This window comes from Mesorhizobium sp. BR1-1-2 (assembly GCF_020165435.1).
Lineage (GTDB): Bacteria > Pseudomonadota > Alphaproteobacteria > Rhizobiales > Rhizobiaceae > Mesorhizobium.
In genome coordinates this window covers 77869-93291 of sequence record NZ_JAIUID010000005.1, presented here as the reverse complement: position 1 = coordinate 93291, position 15423 = coordinate 77869, and the positions used below count along the sequence as shown (strand labels likewise).

The 15423-nt window shown below is 65.1% G+C and carries 13 protein-coding genes; 8 read left to right on the top strand and 5 right to left on the bottom strand.

What is annotated here, in order from left to right:
- Positions 1 to 30 precede the first annotated feature (30 nt).
- From LB551_RS13030 to LB551_RS13015, 4 genes are read right to left on the bottom strand one after another with little or no spacing between them, the layout of a single operon-like run.
- On the bottom strand, positions 31 to 687 hold the full coding sequence (locus LB551_RS13030; RefSeq protein ID WP_224659427.1) for a GntR family transcriptional regulator: 657 nt from the start codon (positions 685 to 687) through the stop codon (positions 31 to 33).
- A 19-nt stretch (positions 688 to 706) separates the two neighbouring features.
- Positions 707 to 2026: an aspartate aminotransferase family protein gene (locus LB551_RS13025; RefSeq protein WP_224659426.1), complete on the bottom strand. Its 1320-nt coding sequence runs from the start codon at positions 2024 to 2026 to the stop codon at positions 707 to 709.
- Positions 2027 to 3085, bottom strand: coding sequence for a phosphotransferase (locus tag LB551_RS13020; protein WP_224659425.1), 1059 nt, complete (start codon positions 3083 to 3085; stop codon positions 2027 to 2029).
- On the bottom strand, positions 3082 to 4383 hold the full coding sequence (locus LB551_RS13015; RefSeq protein WP_224623546.1) for an ArgE/DapE family deacylase: 1302 nt from the start codon (positions 4381 to 4383) through the stop codon (positions 3082 to 3084). Before LB551_RS13015 ends, LB551_RS13020 begins: the two co-directional genes overlap by 4 nt.
- Positions 4384 to 4560: 177 nt before the next feature.
- On the opposite strand from LB551_RS13015, the gene LB551_RS13010 reads away from it, so the two are divergent.
- From LB551_RS13010 to LB551_RS12975, 8 genes are all read left to right on the top strand, one after another.
- Positions 4561 to 5205, top strand: coding sequence for a GNAT family N-acetyltransferase (locus tag LB551_RS13010; RefSeq protein ID WP_181172488.1), 645 nt, complete (start codon positions 4561 to 4563; stop codon positions 5203 to 5205).
- On the top strand, positions 5202 to 7925 hold the full coding sequence (locus LB551_RS13005) for a LuxR C-terminal-related transcriptional regulator (protein ID WP_224659424.1): 2724 nt from the start codon (positions 5202 to 5204) through the stop codon (positions 7923 to 7925). Before LB551_RS13010 ends, LB551_RS13005 begins: the two co-directional genes overlap by 4 nt.
- An 83-nt stretch (positions 7926 to 8008) precedes the next feature.
- Positions 8009 to 9130 (top strand): class II histone deacetylase, encoded by a 1122-nt coding sequence (locus LB551_RS13000; RefSeq protein WP_140551238.1) that lies wholly within the window; start codon positions 8009 to 8011, stop codon positions 9128 to 9130.
- Between the two features lie 4 nt (positions 9131 to 9134).
- Positions 9135 to 9992, top strand: coding sequence for an urea ABC transporter permease subunit UrtB (gene urtB, locus LB551_RS12995; protein ID WP_140551239.1), 858 nt, complete (start codon positions 9135 to 9137; stop codon positions 9990 to 9992).
- Complete coding sequence (locus tag LB551_RS12990; protein ID WP_224659423.1) at positions 9989 to 10975, top strand: branched-chain amino acid ABC transporter permease; 987 nt, start codon at positions 9989 to 9991, stop codon at positions 10973 to 10975. The genes urtB and LB551_RS12990 overlap by 4 nt, the downstream gene beginning before the upstream one ends.
- Positions 10972 to 11676: an ATP-binding cassette domain-containing protein gene (locus tag LB551_RS12985; RefSeq protein ID WP_224623551.1), complete on the top strand. Its 705-nt coding sequence runs from the start codon at positions 10972 to 10974 to the stop codon at positions 11674 to 11676. The genes LB551_RS12990 and LB551_RS12985 overlap by 4 nt, the downstream gene beginning before the upstream one ends.
- Positions 11677 to 11678: 2 nt before the next feature.
- Complete coding sequence (locus LB551_RS12980) at positions 11679 to 12380, top strand: ABC transporter ATP-binding protein (RefSeq protein WP_140638473.1); 702 nt, start codon at positions 11679 to 11681, stop codon at positions 12378 to 12380.
- A gap of 101 nt (positions 12381 to 12481) precedes the next feature.
- On the top strand, positions 12482 to 13630 hold the full coding sequence (locus LB551_RS12975; RefSeq protein ID WP_411970942.1) for a substrate-binding protein: 1149 nt from the start codon (positions 12482 to 12484) through the stop codon (positions 13628 to 13630).
- Between the two features lie 94 nt (positions 13631 to 13724).
- Here LB551_RS12975 and LB551_RS12970 read toward each other — a convergent pair whose 3' ends face one another.
- Positions 13725 to 15371, bottom strand: coding sequence for an acetolactate synthase large subunit (locus tag LB551_RS12970; protein ID WP_224659421.1), 1647 nt, complete (start codon positions 15369 to 15371; stop codon positions 13725 to 13727).
- Positions 15372 to 15423 lie beyond the last annotated feature (52 nt).

Here is a 15423-nt window from a genome sequence, read left to right as displayed (position 1 = left end):
CGATCGCCGGGCCGCGACGGGATCGCGTCGTCATTCGGCCGCACGAAGATTCCCTGCCAGCACCGCTGCCGCCGTGGCGATGTCCTGTTCTATGAAGGCCCTGACGCCGGCGCCATTGCGCTGCGCCAACGCGGCGACGATCTCGCGATGCGCCTCGTTCGACTGGGGTATATAGCGCTCGGCCTGCATCAGGAGCTTGAGATAGGGCCCGACCCGTCCCCAGAGGTCACGGATCATGTTAAGCAGGATCGGCGCGCCGGCATGCCGGTAGATGGCGAAGTGGAAGGCCTCGTTGAGCGTGAGATAGGCCCCGGCGTCGCCCGCCTCGATCGCGCGCTGCATGCCCGCCAGCGTGGCCTGTATGTCGACCAGCCCGTCTTCGGTGATGTGCGAGGCGGCCATCTCGCCCGCCAGTCCCTCCACCGCGACGCGGATGCGCGTCAGTTCCTCGAAGGCGGGCGCAGACAGCAAGGGCACGATGATCGAGCGGTTGTTCTGCAACTCCAGAAGCCGCTCGGCGACGAGCCGTTGCAGCGCCTCGCGGATCGGCGTCGTCGAAATGCCGAACGTCTCGGCAAGCTTGCGGATCACCAATGTCTGGCCCGGACTGAAGCCGCCCGAAATCAGCTCCTGCTTGAGCGCGCCATAGGCGCGGTCGTTCAGGGTCTGATGTTCGAGCTTCAGCATGTCGATCGCCGCCCCTTCCCTATCCCCAGCGCGACAGGCTGCGATCGAGCGTTTCGGCCAGTTGCTCGGCATTGTCCCTGGCGAACGGCAGCGGCGGTCTGATCTTCAGCACGTTGCCGCGCGGACCGCACGACGAGATCAGCACGCCATCCTCGCGCATGGCTTCCACGACCGCCGACGTCTTGCTGGCAGCCAGCGCCTCGTCCCCATCCGCCGTCAACTCGACGCCGAAATAGAGGCCGTTATGCCTGACATCGGCGACCATGCCGTGGCGACCCTGCAAGGCGCGCAGCAGCTCGCCCGTATAGGCCCCAACCATGCGCGCATTCTCGATCAGTCCCTCGCCTTCGATCACATCGAGCACCGCGATGCCGACGGCGGCGGCGACCGGATTGCCGCCGAATGTGTTGAAATAGCCGGTGTTGGAGCCGAAGGAGGCAACAAGCTGCGGCCGCACGATGACCGCGGCCATCGGATGCCCGTCGCCGATCGGCTTGCCCATGGTCAGGATGTCGGGCTCGAGGCCGTAATTGGCGAAACCCCACATGCCTTGGCCGAGCCTGCCGAAGCCGGACTGGACTTCGTCGGCAATGACGATGCCGCCCGCCTTTCTGACGTGATCGGCCGCCTCGCGCATCACCGATGCATCGGGGAAGAAAATTCCGTCGCTGGAAAAGGCGGAGTCGAGCAGCAGCGCCGCCGGACGGATGCCTTGCGCACGCATGTCCTCGATGGCGGCGGCGACGTTCCTGGCGAAATCGCGCGCGGCCCGGCCTTGATCGCGAAACGTGTCCGGCGCCGCCACGGTCCTGTGCTGCGCGGGCACGCCCTTTGCCCCGACCGCTGCCGGCGACAGCTGCGCGGTGGCAATGGTGGCGCCATGATAGGCAAAATCGGTGATGATCACGCCGGTATTGCCGCTGGAATGCTGGGCGATGCGGATGGCGAGATCGTTGGCCTCGCTGCCGCTGCAGGTGAACATGGCATGACCGAGATGGGGCGGAAGCGTGCCGAGAAGTCTTTCGGCGTAGTCGAGGATGATTTCGCTGAGATAACGCGTATGGGTGTTGAGCGTGGCCGCCTGCCCCGACAGCGCCTCGACGACGCGTGGGTGGCAGTGCCCGACCGAGGCGACGTTGTTGTAGGCGTCGAGAAACTTGCGTCCCTGGGCATCGTAGAGCCAGACGCCGCTGCCACGCACGAGATGGATCGGATTGCGGTAGAAGGCGCGATAGGTCGGGCCGAGCAGCCTGGCACGGCGCTCGAGCAGCGCACGCTCGGATACAGATGTGCTGGCGTCGGCGGAGGCATTTGCGGGCGAGGATTGGGACACGAACATCTACTCCGGATTGGAATGATCGAGGAAATAGCGACGGGCATCGCTATGTGACAGTCCGTCCAGCCGCTCGAGCGAGGCCCAGACCTCGGTGATGAGGCGCAGCACGTAATCGCGCTTGGCCGGGAAGCGCTCCGCCTGCCAGGTCGCGATGTTGGCGATGAGCGCCAGGCGGGCACGGATCAGGTCGAACAGGATGCCGATCTCCTCGGCCTCGAGCGGCTGCACCGATTGATAACCGGCGACGAAGCGCGCGGCGGGCGCCAGCGGGTGGCCGTCGGCCGGCCAGCGATAGACGGCGCCGATGGCGAGATCGCAGATCAGCGGCGAATGGATCATGTCGCCGAAGTCGAGGATGCCGCTGACGACCTCCGGCCGCGATGCGTCCATCACCACATTGTAGGAATTCATGTCGTTGTGGACGATCTGGGCGCGCAGGCTGGGGATGAGGGGCGCGGCGTGCTCCTCGAAGGCATTGATGACGCGCTCGACCATGGCCCGATGCCTAGCATCGGCGATATGCCCCAGCATGGGCCGCGTCTTGGCGACCTTGCGGATGTCCCACAAAAGGTCGCTGCCCGCGGCCGGATGGAAAAAGCCGCGCAGTGCCCGGGCAAGACGAGCGAGGAAGATGCCGAGATTGCGATCTTGCGCAGCCGATACCGGCGAGCGCGACAGCAACTGGCCGGGCAAATAGGTGACCAGGCGGACGATACGCGGCTGCGAACCGCCGATGCTGACGGTGAACTGCGCATCGCCATCGAGGCTTTTGCGCACTGAAGGGACCGGCAAAGCAGCGTCGACCGCAAGGATGTGGTCCAGCGCCTTGTTCTGGAAATCGGTGAAGCCGGCCTCTTCCGCCGGATGCGAGATTTTCAGGACAAACTCGCCATTGCCATCGGTGCGGATGTGGAAATTGTGGTCGCGCTCGCCAGGCAAGGGCTGAGCGGTGCCGGCAAGGCCGTAGTGCCGGCTCAGGATGGCAAGCGCATCGGCGATCGAGACATCGGGCGCGTCCTCGGCCAGTGTCTCGCCGAATGCGTCCGTCACGGCGCCGGTCATGGCCTCGCCTCGGGGTCGACAGGCTCCAGCCCACACCAGTCGGCGATGAACAGCGCGATCGTCTGGGTCACCTTGCGCACGGAATCGAGGTCCACCGCTTCATCATAGCCATGCGGCATGCGGCAGATCGGGCCGTAGACGATGGCCGGCGTGTCGGCGTAAAGGCCGAAGAAGCGCGCATCCGTGGTGGCCGAGGTGACGTGTTCCTGCAGCGGCTCACCCCAGACGGCGGTATGGCTACGGCGCAGCACGGCTTCCATCTCGTCGGCGCCCTCCAGCACATAGCCCTCGGCCATGAAGCCATTGTAGGTCATCCTGGGCGGGCGGTTGGCCAGGAACGGATCGGCGCGGGCCGCATCGGCGATGCAGGCCTCGAGCTCGGCTCTCGCATCCTCCAGCTTCTGGCCGGGATAGGTGGCGACACGCATCTCGAACACGCAGCGCGCGGGGACGCTCGATGTCCATTCGCCGCCTTCGATCTTGCCGAGATTGAAACGGATCGGATGCGGGTGATCGCAGAAATGCCTGTCGTCGACCTTGCGCGCGTTCCAGACGATTTCGAGCTGCTTCAACGCCTGGATGATGAGGAAAGCCTTTTCGATGGCGTTGGCGCCGGCCGAGAAAGCGCCCGACGCATGCTGGGGATCGCCGTCGACCTCGACCCTAAACCAGATCGGGCCGACCTGCGCCCGCATCAGCTTCGGCTCCAGGGGTTCGGGGATGAAGGCGGCGTCGGCGCGGTAGCCGCGCTGCAGACAAGCGAGCGCGCCATTGCCGGTGCATTCTTCCTCGACCACCGATTGCAGGAAGACCTTCGCGGCCGGCTGATAGCCCAGGCTGCGCAATGCGGCCAGCGCGTAAAGGCAGGCCGAGAGGCCGGCCTTCATGTCGCCGGCGCCGCGGCCATGCATCCAGCCGTCCTCGATGACCGGGTCATAGGGGTCGCGCAGCCAGCGATCGAGTGGCCCCGTCGGCACGACGTCGATATGGCCGTTGAGGATCAGCGAGCGGCCGGTCGCGTTTCGCGGCGTGTGGGTGGCGACGACGTTGAAGGCGTCGTCATAGGAGACGGCGACGGGCGAAAAGCCTGGCAGGTCGCGAATGGCATCGACATCGACGCGCCACATGTCCACCGTATAGCCATCCGCTTCATACGCGGCTGTCATGAACGATTGCGCCGCGTGTTCTTCGCCCCGTTGCGAGGGAAAGCGCACGAGGTCCGCAAGGAATTCCACCTGCCGCGCGAAGCCGTCGTCGACCGCGTTCAAAATGGCCTCGTCCGCAATTCGCTCAGGCATGATATTCCGCTTTCCCTTCGATGGTGTATCATATCTCATATGCCATCTCTGTGAAATGCAAGGGACAGGCGGGCCAAAAATCTTGACCCACCCCGAGAACCCCTTGGCAGGCGAGCGCAGAGTTGGCATCAGCTTCCTGCATGCCGGTGTCGCGACGCGGCGAAAGGTCGAGGACAGATGTTGGTCACCGAAGGCAGGTTGCCTGATGAAAACACCAATCTGACGGTCGGCTATCGGCGCGTGCCGGCCGGCAAGATCGTCAATGCGGTGACATGGATGGAAGCGCTCGCACCGGTGCCGGATCTCGCGCGGCCGTTGACCATGACAAGGATCACGAAACCCGACAGTGCTTCCTACCGCACGATCTTCCTGGAGATCGGTGCACCCTGGCTCTGGGATCGCGCTGCCGAAATGTCGGATGCCGAGATCGCCACGCATTTCGCCGATCCGCGCCAGCACCTCTATCACGGCCATGATGAAAGCGGCGCCCATGTCGGCATGGTCGAATTTTCGGTGGCCGACGACGAGATCGAGATCACCTATTTCGGCCTGTTCCCCTCCGTGACCGGCCGTGGTTTCGGCAAGCGGCTGATGGCCGGCGCGCTCGACCTGGCATGGCGCCTCAAGCCCAGCCGCATCTGGCTGCACACCAGCAGCTTCGACCATCACAGCGTCATCGGTTTTTACAGGGCCTGCGGATTCGAGCCCTTTGCGACCGGCTTCGAAATCGCCGACGATCCCAGGATCAAGGGAACATTGCCGCGTGACGCGGCGCCGCAGATTCCCTTGATCGAGACGGAATGGTGTCCCCACGCCAGATGAAAACACCTTCACAACCAGCCAGCCAGGCATCGCTCCACCACCGCCGATGGGTACGGCGCAAGAGCATCCTGTCGACGCTGGACCGGCATGTCGACACCCGCATCGTGCTGTTTTCGGCGCCCGCCGGCTTTGGCAAATCGACCACGATGGCCCAATGGATGGCTGAAACGGCACGCCTCGGCCGGCTGACGGCATGGCTGTCCTGCGAGGCGAGCGACAATGACGAAGGCGCTTTCCTCGCCCACCTGGTGGGGGCGCTTCGTCATCTCGTGCAAAATCCGGCCGAACTCGATCTTGCGTTCCAGTCGAGCCCGATCCCGCAGCTCGATGTCGTGCTTGCCGCACTGGTCGCGGGCTTTGCCGCCCGTGAGGCCGACATCACCCTGTTCTTCGACGACTATCACGCCGTCGAAGCGCCGGCCGTGAAGCGCTTCATGGAACGGCTGACGCGGCAGGCGCCTGCCAATGTCGCCTTCGTCATCGGTTCGCGCAGCTTGCCCGACCTGCAGCTCGGCAAGCTCAGGGTGCTCGGCGACGTGTTCGAGATCGGGCCCGACGATCTGCGTTTCGCCTCATCCGAAGCCGAGGCGTTCTTCAACGACAAACTCGGCCTGAGCGTCAGCGCCACCACGGTGGAAACCTTGTGTTCCCGCGCGGAAGGCTGGGCCGCCGGCCTGCAGCTCGCTTCGCTGTCGCTGAGCGCCGCGCGTGCGCCTGAAACCGTCATCGGCAATTTCACCGGCGCCAGCCGCAACGTGGCCGACTTCCTGATGGGCGAAGTGTTCGGCGAACTGCCGCCCGACATTGCAAAATTCCTGCTCTACAGCTCGATCTTCGAACGCTTCTGCGCCGACGCCTGCCGCGCGGTGATGCGCGCTGCGGACGCGGAGGCGGCGATCACGGAAATCGAAACGCGCAATCTATTCCTGGTGCCGCTCGACGAGGAGCGGCGCTGGTTCCGCTACCATCATCTGTTCCGCGATTTCCTCAGCCGCGAAATGGAGCGGCGCGAACCGGAAATGATCGCGCCGCTGCATCTGGCGGCCTCGGAATGGTTCGGCGAACGCAAGATGCTGACCGAGGCGATCGGCCACGCGCTGGCCGCCGGCGACCAGGCCCGCGCGGCGGTGTTCGTCGAGAACAACGCGCTCGATCTCATCGCCCAATGCCAGCTGCTCTATGTGCGCCAGCTGCTGGCGCTGCTGCCAAAAAAACTGATCGACCAGCGCATCCGGCTGCAATTGGTCGTGCTGTGGCTGGCGGTGCACAGCAGCCAACCGGAGATTGCCAAGCAGACACTCGCCTCCTCGCGCAAGCTCGTCGAAAGCGGGCCTGCTGACGGCAAGGATCCGGGCACGCTGGCCGGCACCACGATCGAAGCCGAACTCGCGGTGCTCGATGCCGCGGTGCACAGCACTCTGGAGCAGTTCGAGGACGCGCGCGACACCGCATTGGCGGCCCTGCGCATCATCGCGCCCGACGCCTGGTTCATGGAGGGCGCCACCGCCAACGTCATCGGCTACAATCTCTATGCGCTGGGCGATCTCGATGGCGCACGCGCCGCGATTGATGCCGCGCGGCTGGCGCATGAACGAAGCGGCAGCCTGCTCGGCGTTACCATCGCCAACTGCTACATGGCTGTCATCGAGCGTTCGGCCGGACGGCTGCCCGCCGCCGAACGGCTGCTGCGCAACGCCATCATCGAGGCGAGGGCCCGGATCGGCGCCAATTCCTATGCCGAGGCGCTCGCCGGAACGCTGCTTGCCGAACTCGCCTATGAGACCAATTCCTCGGGCGAAGCCCTGGCGCTGGTGGAGAACCTCGGACCGCTGATCGAGGGCGCGGCGGTCATCGTCTATCCCTTGGCCAGCGTGCCTACATATGCCCGCGTGCTGCAATTGACCGGCCGCCCGGAGGCCGCGCTCGACATGCTCGACCGCGTCTACCAGCGCGTGCGCGGCACCGTGTACCGTCGCCTGGCATCGATGGTCCTGCATGACCGCATACGGATGCTGCTCGACCAGAACCGCAATGCCGAAGCGCGCGCACTGCTGACCGAGCACCGCGGTGACGCCGAAGCCCCGATGGCCATCACCACCGCCAACGAGTTCGAGTTCTTTGCCGAAGGCCGCCTGCTGACAGCCGAGAAAGCCCATGCCGAAGCGGCCGGGATTTTCGATGCTCTTCTGGCGCGGACCGGAAGCGGCGGACGCATCCGCCGGCACATACTGGCGCTGATCCTGCGCGCCAAGACGGCCAGTGCCAGCCATGACACGCGCGAAGCCGACCGTTATCTGCTCGATGCGCTGCGGCTTGCCCGACCGTCCGGCTTCATCCGCTCCTTCGTCGACGAAGGAAGGCTCGTCATCGAAGGCTTGATGCGGCTGCGTGCGGCGCAGGCAAAGTCGGATCCGGCACTGTCGGCCTATGCCACGCGCATCATCGATGCGGCGCAGACGATGCCCCTCGGGACGCGCAAGCCAGCCGCGCCGGCCGCGGAGAAGGAGCAACTCACGCAGCGCGAGTCCGAACTGCTGCACTGCCTGACCGAAGGCATGTCCAATCGCGATATAGCGGTTGCCCTGTCGGTAAGCGAAACCACGGTGAAATGGCACCTGAAGAACATCTTCGGCAAGCTGGCCGTCACCAATCGCGTCCAGGCGGTGCGCGCAGCCCAGGCCGCCGAGAGCCGGCATGCCCCTCCGAAAGGAGGGGTATAGGCAACGGGCCAACCCATCCTTTCGGGTCGGGCGAAGCCTGCTCAGGCCTGTTAGCCTCAAAATCGTTTTGGAGGACGCTGCGGATGGCGACAGGTTACGTTTTTCACGAACAGCTGATGTGGCATGACACCGGCTCCAGCGCCGACATGATGCCTCCCGGCCGTTTCGTGGAGCCCGGCCGGCACCTGGAGTCACCCGGCTCGAAGCGCCGGCTCAACAATCTCATCCAGGTCAGCGGCCTGTCCCGCCATCTCGTGCCGATCATCGCGGAGCCGGTTTCGGTCGAGGATCTGCTGCGCGTGCATACGCGTCGCCATGTCGACGACATCAGGATGCTCAGCGAACGCGGTTCCGGCTTCGCCGGGCCGCAGGCCCCGATCGGGCTCAACAGTTTCGACATCGCCCTTTTGTCCGCCGGCACGACCTATGCCGCCATGCGCGCCGTGCTGACCGGCCGCGTCGACAACGCCTACGCGCTGGCGCGGCCGCCGGGCCACCATGCCGAGCCCGACCAGGCCATAGGCAATTGCCTGTTCTCCAACATCGGCGTGTCCGTCCGCCGGCTGCAGCATGAGGGCCTGCTCGGCCGCGCCGCCGTGGTCGACTGGGATGTGCATCATGGCAATGGCACCGAGACGGTTTTCTATTCCGACCCCTCGGTGCTGACCATTTCCGTGCATCAGGACAATCTCTATCCGACCGGACGCGGCGCGCTCCGCGACAACGGCAAGGGGCCCGGCGAAGGCTATAACATCAACGTCCCGCTGCCGGCCGGCAGCGGCACCGGCGCCTATGAAGCCACGTTCGACCGCGTCATCGGCCCTGCCTTGCGCGCGTTCAAGCCGGACCTCGTCATCGTCGCTTCCGGTTTCGATGCGTCCGGCTTCGACCCGCTCGGCCGCATGATGCTCAACAGCGAATGTTTTCGCCGCCTTGCCGCACGCATGGTGGCCCTCGCCGCCGAAGTCTCGAACGGACGGCTGATGATGAGCCATGAAGGCGGCTATTCCGAAGGCTATGTGCCATTCTGCGGCCACGCCGTCATCGAGACGCTAGCCAATCACCGCACCGAGGTGGTCGACCCGCTGTCGGACCATATCGACGACTGGGCGGGGCAGGACCTGCAGCCGCATCAGGCAGCGGTGATCGATGCGGCCGAAGGCCTGCTCGCGGGCTTGCGCCAACGCCTCGCCAGCGCGGCCTGAAGCGATGGATTTCGCCATCACGACATTGCTCAATGCGCTGACGCTGATCAGCATCCTTATGCTGGTCGGGCTCGGACTCGCCATCAGCTTCGGCCTGATGAACGTGACCAATCTGGCGCATGGCGAGTTCGTCAGCGTCGGCGCCTTCGCGGTCTACTTCATCCAGAGCATGGGCGGATCGTTCTGGCTGGGCCTGGCGGCCGCACCCATCGCCGGCGCCGTGGTCGGCTGCATCCTGGAATTCGCCATCATTCGCCACCTCTATTCGCGGCCGGTGTCGACGGTGCTTGCCACCTGGGGCGTCAGCCTCATCCTCCAGCAGGGGCTGGAACTGACCTTTGGCCTCGGCGCCAAGCCCGTGACGCCGCCGGTCGAGGGCACGCTCGACCTCTTCTTCACAGTCTATCCGGCCTACCGGCTGATCCTGATTGCCATCGCCATGCTGACCCTGCTCGGTGTCATCCTGCTGATCAGCCGGACGTCGTTCGGGCTCGACATCCGCACCGTCATCCAGAATCGCGAAATGGCGGAGGGCGTCGGCATCAACACGCGGCGCACCTATGCCATCGCCTTCACCTTCGGCGCGGCAATCGCGGGGCTGGCTGGCGGACTGGTCGCGCCGCTGGCGATCGTGCTGCCGCAGATGGGGGTGAACTATCTCGCCAACGCCTTCTTCGTCGTCATCGTCGGTGGCGTCGGCTCGATCGGCGGCCTCGTCGCCGGCAGCGTCTTCGTCGGTGGCCTGACCAGCATCCTCAACTACCAGATCTCGCCATCGCTGGCGCAGGCGGTCGTGCTGCTGGCGGCCATCGTCGCCGTGCGCGTGCGACCCAACGGCCTGTTCAACGGGGCTTCGCGATGATCGCCCGGGACCGCAACTGGCTGCTGATCTTCGGCGTCTGCGTGGCGCTTGCCATCGTCTATCCCTTCTTCGCCGACGGCTATCAGCTGACGGTGATCCGCGACGCGCTGATCTTCGGCCTGTTCGCCGCGAGCCTCGACTTCTTCTGGGGCCGCACCGGAATCCTATGTTTCGGCCACGCCGCCTTCTTCGGCATCGGCGGCTACATCATGGCATTGGTCACGCTCACTGACGCTATCCCCTTCGCCAGCCTTATCGGCATCACAGGGGCGGTCGCGGGCGCGGCCTTCGTCGCCGCCATCATCGGCTACTTCCTGTTCTTCGGCGGCATCCGCGGCAGCTACTTCACCATCGTCACGCTGGCCATGGGCGTCATCTGCCAGCAGGCGGCCATCTCCTGGAGTTCGGTCACGGGCGGCGACAGCGGCCTGATAGGCATCCCGCCGATCGAATTCGATCTTGGCGGTCTGCATGTCGATCTCAGCCAGGACCTGCCGAGCTATATCTTCGTCGCGGCCATCGCGACGGTGGCCGTGCTGACGCTGTGGTCGATCGGCCGTGGCCGCTGGGGCACGGTGCTGACCGCGATCCAGGACAATGAGGTTCGGGCAGCAGCACTGGGCCACAACGCTCCCCTGCGGCTGCTGGTGACCTTCATCGCATCGGCGGCAATCGCCGGGCTCGCCGGCGCGCTTTACGTCTGCATGGCCGGGCTGGTGGCACCGGACCTCTCCGGACTGCTTCTGTCGACGGAAGTCATCGTCTGGGTGGCGGTCGGCGGGCGCGGCACGCTGCTTGGGCCGGTGCTCGGCGCAATCTTCATCCAGCGCGCGCAGCAGCAGATCAGCAGCTTCAACCCGAGCCTGTGGCCGCTGCTGCTCGGCTGCGTCTTCGTCATCATCGTCTTCGTGCTGCCGGACGGCATACTGTCGATCCATGCACGGCTGAAAAACCTGTTCAGGGCCCGGAGGCGCACGCAATGAGCGACGTCCTGCTCGAGGCCGAGAATGTCGGCATCCGCTTTGGCGGGCTGCAAGCGCTGGAAGGATTGAACCTTACCGTGCGCGACAAGGAACTCTGCTGCATCATCGGCCCAAACGGAGCCGGCAAGAGCACGTTCCTCAACGTTCTGACCGGCACGCTGCGCCCGACCAGCGGCAGCGTGCGTTTCCTCGGCCACGACATAGCCGGCCTGCCGCTGCACCGTATCGCCCGGCTTGGCATCGCCCGCAAATTCCAGATCCCGTCGGTGTTCCCCAGCCTGTCGGTGGAAGACAATCTGAAGGTGGCGCGCTGGGGCGCCCCCTCCCCGGCGCGCCCGGTCGGCGAGTTGATGGAGCTGGTCGCGCTCGGCAACCGCTCCGCCACGCTGGCCGGCGAACTTGCGCATGGCCAGAAGCAGTGGCTGGAGATCGGCATGGCGCTGGCGATCGAGCCGCGCCTGCTGCTGCTCGACGAGCCGACCGCCGGCATGACGCCGCAGGAGACGCTAGCGACGGCGCAGATGCTTTTGCGGCTCAAGGGCGAGTTCTCGATCGTCGCGGTCGAGCACGACATCCGTTTCGTGCGGGCGCTGAATTGCGAGACCCTGGTGCTGCACCAGGGGCGCCGGCTGCGCAGCGGCCCCTTCCACGACATCGAAGCTGACGAGATGGTCCGCGACGTCTATCTTGGGAGGCGCTGAGCATGCTGCGGACACTTGCCGTCTCGGCCGGTTATGGCCTGCTCCCGGTGCTGAACGGCATCGATCTCGGCGTCGCGGCGGGCGAAGTCGTCGGCCTGCTCGGCCGCAACGGCGCCGGCAAGACGACGCTGCTGCGCGTCATCGCCGGCGGTTTGAAGGCGAGCGGCGGCGCGGTGGTTCTCGGTGACCAGGACCTTACCAATGCGCCGGCCTTCCGCCGCGCGCGCGCCGGCATCGCGCATGTGCCGCAGGGGCGCGGCATCTTCAACCAGCTCACTGTGCGACAGAACCTTGAAGTCGGCACCCGTGCCGCCAAAGATCGTGGCGACGGCGGCATTCCGGCCGACATTTTCGGCTATTTTCCGATCCTGCGCGAACGCGAGGCGCAAATCGCCGGCACGCTCTCGGGCGGACAGCAGCAGATGCTGGCGATCGGCCGTGCGCTGTGCGGCCTGCCATCGGTGCTGCTGCTCGACGAGCCCTCGGAAGGCATTCAGCCGAACATCGTCCAGACGATCGCCGAACTGGTGCCGCGCATCGCGCGCGAGCGCGGCATCGCGATCGTCCTGGTCGAGCAGAATCTCGATCTCGTCCTCAAGGCGGCGGACCGCTGTCTGGTGATGGAGAAAGGCAGGATCGTGCACGAAGGCGCGCCGGAGTCATTCGCCGACGAGAGCCTGCTCAAGGATTTGTTGGCCTTATAGGGCGCGCCTGAAAGCGCCTGGAACCTGTTGACTTTGTAAGGCGTGCATGGGGCGCGCCTGGACTGGAAGGGAACACAACAATGATAAGCAGAAGAACTGTCTTGAAATCCGGCGGCGCCGCGGCTGCCTTCGCCATAGTCGGCGCTCCAGGCATCCTGCGCGCGGCCGACACCGTCAAGGTCGGCCTGTCGATCCCGATCACCGGCTTGCAGGCGATACTCGGCGAGACGCTGCTCAATTGCTACAAGCTCGCCGCCGCAGAGCTCAACGCCGCCAATGGCATCGGCGGGCGCCAAGTCGAACTGTTCGTCGAGGACAACCAGACCACGACCAAGGGCTCGATCGACAAGGCGCGCAAGCTCCTCAACGAAGACAAGGTCGACGTGATCATGGGCACGATCATTTCGCCCGAGCGAAGTGCCACGCTGTCGGTGACATCGAAGGCCAAGAAGCTGTTCTTCTATCCGACCAATTTCGAGGGCGGCGAGTGCAACCGCTACTTCGTCGCCACGGGTCCGATCCCGATGCAGCAGGTCGACCCGATGATGCCATGGGTGGCGGAGAATCTCGGCAAGACGATCTACATCATGGCTTCAGACTACGCCTGGCCGCAGAAGATGACCGAGGCGATCACGGCCGCCTATGAAAAGGCCGGCGGCAAGATCATCGGCGCAGACTACTATCCGTTCGGCACGACGGATTTCGGTCCCGCCTTCCAGAAAATCAAGTCGCTGAAGCCCGATGTCGTGTGGTCGATGGTGGTCGGCAACGACGCGGTCACGCAGCTCAAGCAGTACCGCAGCTTCGACGTCAAGCAGCCGTTGATCGCGCCGCTCGATGAGGTGTTCAACAAGGACGCGCTGCCGCCCGGCGTGGCGGCCGGAACCTATGCGCCGCAGCCCTATTGGATGGCGCTCGACAACCCGGTAAACAAGAAGTTCATTTCGAGCTTCCGCGAAAAGTTCGGCCAGGAGAAGATGGTCAACGGGATCGGCGAGGCCGGCTACAACGGCCTGCACCTTTACGCGCTTGCCGCCGAAAAAGCAGGGTCGCTGAAGGACGACGACGTGCTCAAGGCACTGCCGACCATCGAGTTCGACGCGCCTCAGGGCAAGATCCGCGTCGACGCCAGCAACAACCACACGCTCTGCCATTCGTATGTCGGCAAGGCGGCGGCCGATGGCATCAGCTACGAGATCGTCAAGGACTTTGGTACCATTGCTCCGGTAACGCCCTACTGCAAGCTGTAGGAGTCCCGGCTGCGCGGCATACGGGTTTGCCCCAGCCGCGCAGCCATCGCACCGAATCTGGTCTTTGCCGGCAACGCTTTGGCGCCGACCGCCGTCAGGTCGCCTGCACCGCCGGCAGCCGCTCACGCAATTCGTCGACAAGCACCCTGATGTTTTCGGAATAGTCGATGGGCACGACGACGAGATGGACGCCGCCGCCGGTGAAGGCCTGTTCCAGCGCCGGCCGGAATTCGGCGATCGCGCCGACCCTGGTTCCCTTGGCGCCATAGGCCTCGGCGTATTTGACGAAGTCGGGATTGCCGAAGGTCATGCCGAAATCCGGAAACTCGTCGACCGCCTGTTTCCAGCGGATCATGCCATAGGCGTGGTCCTCGAGCAGCAGAACGACAAGGTTGAGCTTGAGCCGGACGGCGGTCTCCAGTTCCTGGCTGTTCATCATGAAGCCGCCGTCGCCGCAGATGGCCATGACGCGGCGCTGCGGATAAAGCAGTGCCGCCATCATCGCCGACGGCAGCCCCGCGCCCATTGTGGCCAGCGCATTGTCGAGCAGCAGCGTATTTGCCATGCGCGTGCGGTAGTTGCGCGCGAACCAGATCTTGTACATGCCGTTGTCGAGGGCAAGGATACCGTCGGCCGGCATCACGGAACGCACGTCATGCACGATGCGTTGCGGCGTGAAGCGGTCCTCGGTGGCGCGCGCGGCGATGCGGCTCAGAATGCCTTCGCGCAGCGGCAGCAGGGCCTGCGCGTTGGGGATCTTGCCCTCGATGCGATCCGCCAGCAGCGCCAGCGAAGGGCCGAGGTCGCCGACGATCTCGGTCTGCGGGAAATAGACCTGCTCGACATCGGCGGTTTGATAGCCGACATGGATGACCTTCGGCCCGTTGGCGCCCATGATGAAGGGCGGCTTCTCGACCGTATCGTGACCGATGGTGACGATCAGGTCGGCCTGTTCTATGGCCTCGTGCACGTAGTCGCGTTCCGAAAGGGCCGCCGTGCCCATATAGAGTTCGGTGCCGCCAGGCACGGTGCCCTTGCCCATCTGCGTGGTGAAATAGGGAATTTGGGTGCGCAGCACGAACTGGGCGACATCAGGCGTGACGCGCGGCCGCGACGCCGCGGCGCCGAACATCAGCAGGGGACGTTTGGCCTCGATGATCATGCGGGCGGCGCGGTCGAGCGCGCCCGCACCGGCCAACGGCAGTTCGACCGGATGCGTCGGCACCAGCGGAACCGGATCGCACTCCGCCGCCGCAATGTCTTCCGGCAGTTCCAGATGCACGGGGCCTGGCCGCTCTTCCTGCGCGACGCGGAAAGCTTCGCGCACCAGTGAGGGGATCATTTTGGGCGAGACGATCTGGCGCGACAGCTTGGTCAGCGGTTTCATCGCCGCGACGATGTCGACGATCTGGAACCGCGCCTGCCTGGACGACAGGATTCCCTTCTGGCCGGTGATCATGATCATCGGCATGGCGCCGAGCAGCGCATAGGCCGAGCCGGTCGTCAGATTGAGCGCGCCGGGGCCGAGCGTGGTGATGCACACACCTGGCTTGCCGGTGAGCCGGCCATACGTGGCTGCCATGAAGGCGGCCGCCTGCTCGTGACGGGTCAGGATGAGCTGGATCGAGGAGCGGCGGATGGATTCGACGATGTCGAGATTCTCCTCGCCCGGAATGCCGAATATCCGGTCGACCCCTTCGTTCTCGAGGGCCGCCACGAACAGATCCGAACCTTTGGTCATCAACCGTCTCTCCTGCAATGTGCCCGCATGCCGCCAGCTTTGCCTGATATGG

Bases quoted from the DNA above. Each gene is read 5' to 3' on its own strand.
- LB551_RS13010 (WP_181172488.1), top strand. From the start codon at position 4,561: ATGTTGGTCACCGAAGGCAGGTTGCCTGATGAAAACACCAATCTGACG.
- LB551_RS13025 (WP_224659426.1), bottom strand. From the start codon at position 2,026: ATGTTCGTGTCCCAATCCTCGCCCGCAAATGCCTCCGCCGACGCCAGC.
- LB551_RS12970 (WP_224659421.1), bottom strand. From the start codon at position 15,371: ATGACCAAAGGTTCGGATCTGTTCGTGGCGGCCCTCGAGAACGAAGGG.
- urtB (WP_140551239.1), top strand. From the start codon at position 9,135: ATGGATTTCGCCATCACGACATTGCTCAATGCGCTGACGCTGATCAGC.
- LB551_RS12980 (WP_140638473.1), top strand. From the start codon at position 11,679: ATGCTGCGGACACTTGCCGTCTCGGCCGGTTATGGCCTGCTCCCGGTG.
- LB551_RS12990 (WP_224659423.1), top strand. From the start codon at position 9,989: ATGATCGCCCGGGACCGCAACTGGCTGCTGATCTTCGGCGTCTGCGTG.
- LB551_RS13000 (WP_140551238.1), top strand. From the start codon at position 8,009: ATGGCGACAGGTTACGTTTTTCACGAACAGCTGATGTGGCATGACACC.
- LB551_RS13020 (WP_224659425.1), bottom strand. From the start codon at position 3,085: ATGACCGGCGCCGTGACGGACGCATTCGGCGAGACACTGGCCGAGGAC.
- LB551_RS13015 (WP_224623546.1), bottom strand. From the start codon at position 4,383: ATGCCTGAGCGAATTGCGGACGAGGCCATTTTGAACGCGGTCGACGAC.
- LB551_RS12985 (WP_224623551.1), top strand. From the start codon at position 10,972: ATGAGCGACGTCCTGCTCGAGGCCGAGAATGTCGGCATCCGCTTTGGC.
- LB551_RS13005 (WP_224659424.1), top strand. From the start codon at position 5,202: ATGAAAACACCTTCACAACCAGCCAGCCAGGCATCGCTCCACCACCGC.
- LB551_RS13030 (WP_224659427.1), bottom strand. From the start codon at position 687: ATGCTGAAGCTCGAACATCAGACCCTGAACGACCGCGCCTATGGCGCG.